Annotated in this window: 5 protein-coding genes; 1 reads left to right on the forward strand and 4 read right to left on the reverse strand. The window is 66.4% G+C overall.

The genetic code is table 11. The features are described from left to right. The first annotated feature begins 230 nt into the window (after positions 1-230). Positions 231-1,208, forward strand: coding sequence for a M48 family metalloprotease (locus tag PYV00_RS01990; protein ID WP_275226582.1), 978 nt, complete (start codon positions 231-233; stop codon positions 1,206-1,208). Here PYV00_RS01990 and fcl read toward each other — a convergent pair. The 4 genes from fcl to PYV00_RS02010 form a co-directional block, all read right to left on the reverse strand. Next, entirely contained in the window at positions 1,190-2,143 is a 954-nt protein-coding gene (gene fcl / locus PYV00_RS01995; protein WP_275226583.1) for a GDP-L-fucose synthase, read from the reverse strand. The genes PYV00_RS01990 and fcl overlap by 19 nt on opposite strands. Continuing rightward, positions 2,140-3,150, reverse strand: a complete 1,011-nt coding sequence (locus PYV00_RS02000; RefSeq protein ID WP_275226584.1) for a hypothetical protein — start codon at positions 3,148-3,150, stop codon at positions 2,140-2,142. Before PYV00_RS02000 ends, fcl begins: the two co-directional genes overlap by 4 nt. After that, positions 3,150-3,653 (reverse strand): acyltransferase, encoded by a 504-nt coding sequence (locus tag PYV00_RS02005; protein ID WP_275226585.1) that lies wholly within the window; start codon positions 3,651-3,653, stop codon positions 3,150-3,152. Before PYV00_RS02005 ends, PYV00_RS02000 begins: the two co-directional genes overlap by 1 nt. Positions 3,654-3,853: 200 nt before the next feature. Further along, a partial coding sequence (locus PYV00_RS02010) for a GDP-mannose 4,6-dehydratase (protein ID WP_275226586.1) occupies positions 3,854-4,260 on the reverse strand: 407 nt, incomplete at its 5' end.

Here is a 4,260-nt window from a genome sequence, read left to right on the forward strand (position 1 = left end):
GCACGCCCCAGATACCAGGCCAACATAGCCCGAACCCACCATCGCGATCTTCATGCTGTCCTCATGTGCTCAAATGCCGGCCACCGGCGACGTGCTGGCGCGGCGATTACAAAACGGCCCGCCGCGATCAGTGATCCGGCGCGGGTTTGGTACTTGTCTTTGGCCATGCCCGAAGTCAGAATCGCGACAACGCGGAGGGCGGGCCGCAACCGGACAGCAAAGCGATGCAGATGACCTTGCGGCATTCCCTGACCAGCGCGGCCGCGATTCTCGCCGCCGCGCTGGCATTGCCGGCCCTGCCCGCTCACGCCGACGAGGCCAAAACAGGGGTGCTCGCCTTGTTCATCGCGCAGGATCGGGCCGTCGCGCAAGTCGGCTACCGGCTGGCGATCGCGAACGCGGACCTGTGCCCCCGCCAGCGTTTCCTGCCGGGCTTCACCGTCACCAGCCCGGTGCAGTATGCCCTGGACTATCGCCCCGATTTCACTGCCTTGACTAGGCTTGACAAAGGCTTCGCCATCGCCGCGATCGCGGCGGATTCGCCCGCCGCACGGGCCGGGCTGCGCCAAGGCGATCGCCTGATCGCGATCGACCGCGCGCCGCCGCCCGCCGCCGACGGCAAGGAGGCCGACTATGCGCCGATCGAGACGGCCAATGCGCTGATCGACACCGCCATGTCGGACGGCGTGCTCAATCTTGCCGTCGAGCGCGATGGCGCGAGGCTGGACATCACGATATCGCCGGCCAGAGGCTGCGACCTGACCTGGCAGGTCATCGGCGGCGAAGGCTGGAACGCGTCCACGGACGGACGGCTCGTCACTCTGCGTTCCGGCATCGTCGCGGGCACCGCCGACGATGCCGAACTGGCGGTGGTCATGGGCCATGAACTGGCCCACAATCTCTACGCCGATCCGATCGCGCGCGGGGATGTTGCCGGCGGCATCGAGCGGCGCGCCGATGTCGTGGGGCTCTACTTGATGGCGCGGGCCGGCTACGATCCGCAAGCCGGCCCGCGCTTCTGGCGGCGTTTCGGTGCCAGGCACCCGATCCACGCGCTCGGCAGCCTGGGCCATGCCAGCCCGAAGCAACGGGGGACGCTGCTGGACGATACCGCGCGCGACATCGCCCGGCGCCGGTCCGCGCACGGCGAACTCTGGCCGGACAGCTATGCAAGGCCGGGAGCGGCGGATCAGACGTTGCGCCCCTGACCGGCCAGGAATGCCTGGTAAGCCCCGGCGATCCCTTCCTCCAGGCTGACACGCGGATGCCACCCCATGGCGTTCAGCACGCTGCTGTCCATCAGCTTGCGCGGCGTGCCGTCGGGGCGAGACGGGTCAGTCACGACGGCACCGGAAAAGCCGATGACTTGCGCCACCAGCCCGGCGAGATCGCGAATCGGAATATCGCTGCCCGAACCGACGTTGACGTGGCTGTCGCCACTGTAGCGTTCCATCAGGAAGACGCAGGCATCGGCCAGATCATCGACATGCAGGAATTCGCGGCGCGGCGTGCCGGTGCCCCAGATGGTCATTTCCCCCGCACCGCTTGTCCTGGCTTCGTGCGCCTTGCGTATCAGCGCGGGCAGCACGTGGCTGGATTGCGGATCGAAGTTGTCGCCAGGACCATAGAGATTGGTCGGCATCGCCGAGATGAAATCGCGCCCGTGCTGGCGGCGATAGGCCTGGCACAACTTGATCCCGGCGATCTTGGCGATCGCGTACCACTCGTTGGTCGGCTCCAGCGGCCCGGTCAGCAGCGAATCCTCGCGGATCGGCTGCTCGGCGAATTTGGGATAGATGCACGAGGAGCCAAGGAACATCAGCTTGGAAACTTCGCTGCGGAACGCCGCCTCGATGATGTTGGCCTCGATCATCAGGTTGTCGTAGAGGAAATCGGCGGGATAAGTGTCATTGGCCAAAATGCCGCCAACCCTTGCCGCCGCCAGGAACACCGCGTCGGGCCGTTCCCTGGCAAACCAGGCCCGAACGGCCGCCTGGTCGATCAGGTCCAGTTCCTCGCGCCCGACGGTGAGCACGACACAGTCCTCGCGCGCGAGGCGCCGCGCGATCGCCGAACCGACCATGCCGCGATGGCCCGCGACGAAGACGCGCTTTCCGGCGAGCGAATAGAGATTTACGGTCACTGCTGCACCTTTTCCCGGATCTTGAGCGCCAGGTCCCTGGCCAGTTTTTTCGTCCCGCGGCGCGGCCACCCCATCAATCGCGCATAACTGGAAAATTCCAGGCCCAGCCTCCCCGCGTCGCGAGCGGGATGGGCCTCGGGATGGCGCGCGATGGCTTTGAACAGGTCGGCGAAACCGGTCTTCTTTTCCACCGGCAGGTGCCAGACGGCAAGCGCCTCGTCCTGTGGCCGCAGGTTGTTGTAATGGAACGTGGTCCACATCCGGCGAATGAAACGATCGGCGGTTCCGGCCGGCAGACCCTCGATCTCGTAGATCAGCGAGAGGAGGTGCGCTTCCTCGAGCGGACCGTCGGGATCGCCGGCAAGTACCGCCGGCCAGAGCAGCCGCGCGCGCTCGCAAATCCGCCGCGACACGTCGCGGCGCGCGGCATAGATCTCGCCGCCGTAATAGTGCGTCTCGTCCATCGGTGGACCGCCCAGCCGCCCCAGGAAACGGGCGAGCTGCGCGCGCGTGCGGCCATTGATCATCTCGTCGACATCGGTGCTGAGATCATAGGTCAGCGCGCCGCTGGCCTCGATCTCGGCGGCCATGGCATCGACGGGCTTGAGCCAGATGCAATCGCTGTCGAGCACGATGGCGCGCGCCGGCGCGCCGTCCCGCGCCAGCCAGTCGATGACGTCGAAGATATAGAACTGGTTGCCGAAACTGCTGACCATGCCGCTGGCAAGGCGATAGGTGATCGGCAGCGTGACCGTCTCGATGCCCCAGCGCTCGAACAGTTCGGCGATCTCGACGCCGTCGATGCGCGGCAGGCGCGTGTTGGTGAAGAAGATATGCCGCGCGTCCGGGTTGAGCGCGATGCTGCTGGCATAGAAGCACACCGTACAGCGCCAGTAGATCGCCTGCGTCGCCGAAGCGTCGGAGCGCGAGCCGACCTGCGGGAAGAACGAAGCGGTCGCCGCGTCATCGGCGACGAACCAGGTGCATATCGCGGTATCGCTGCGCATCATTCCTCCAGCCCTTCGCTTGCCAGACGTTTCTTCAGGACCGCCGGGACGCCGGCATGCAGTTCGTCGTCGGGGATATGGCCGGTCACAACCGAGCCGGCGCCCACGATCACGCCATCGCCGATCGCGACGCCGGGCAATATCGTGCTGCCCGCTCCGATCCAGCAGGCGCGTCCCACGCTGACCTTGCGCCGGGTGCTGCCCCCTGCCCGCCGATCGCGATTTCCCACGGCGTGCGTCGCGGTCAGGATCATGCATCGCGGCGCGATGTGGGTTGCCGCCCCGATGGCGACCGATCCTTCGCCGTCGATCAGCACGCCACGATTGATGAAGACGCGATCGTGCAAAATGATCTTTCCGAAGACGAAATCGACATCGCACGTCACCACGACCCGATCGCCCACCTCGATGCCCATCGCCTTCATCAGCACCCGGCGAAAGGCAACCGGCCAGATGTCCCACTTCTGGATGCTGTTCAGCAGGCGAAAGAGGCGGTGGCGCATAATCAGGCCGCCCCGCGCCGAAGCGAGCGCCGGATGCGCTCGCGAGCCATGGCATCCCCGAGCGGCACGTCACCCGGTTCCGGGCCTGCCCCGTTCGCGCGCTTCATCGGAAAGCCACGGCCATCGGCTGGCGAAGGGCCATCAGCATGCCATTCCACGGACCCGGAACCCGCCCGGCGGACCACGCCGCGCCGCCTCGATCAGCCGTCCTTCGCGATGGGGGCATCGGCCATGACGACAAGATCGGCCTCCACCATCTCTCGCGCCAGTTCGCGCACGTTGGTCTCGTGGCGCCAGCCCAGCTTCTGGTGGGCCTTGGCGGGATCGCCGATCAGCAGATCGACCTCGGTGGGCCGGAAATAGCGCGGATCGATCTCCACCAGGCAGCGGCCCGTCTCGGCGCAATAGCCCTTCTCTTCCAAGCCCTCGCCCTCCCAGCGCAACGTAATGCCGACATCCTCGAAGGCCCATTCGACGAATGTGCGCACTTCGGTGGTCTCGCCGGTGGCCAGAACATAGTCGTCAGGCTCGTCCTGCTGCAGCTGCGCGGCGACAACTACGATGGCCGGTTGAGCGGCGACTATGATGGCCGGTAGGATCGGTTGTC

This window comes from Novosphingobium album (ex Liu et al. 2023), assembly GCF_029076845.1.
Lineage (GTDB): Bacteria > Pseudomonadota > Alphaproteobacteria > Sphingomonadales > Sphingomonadaceae > Novosphingobium.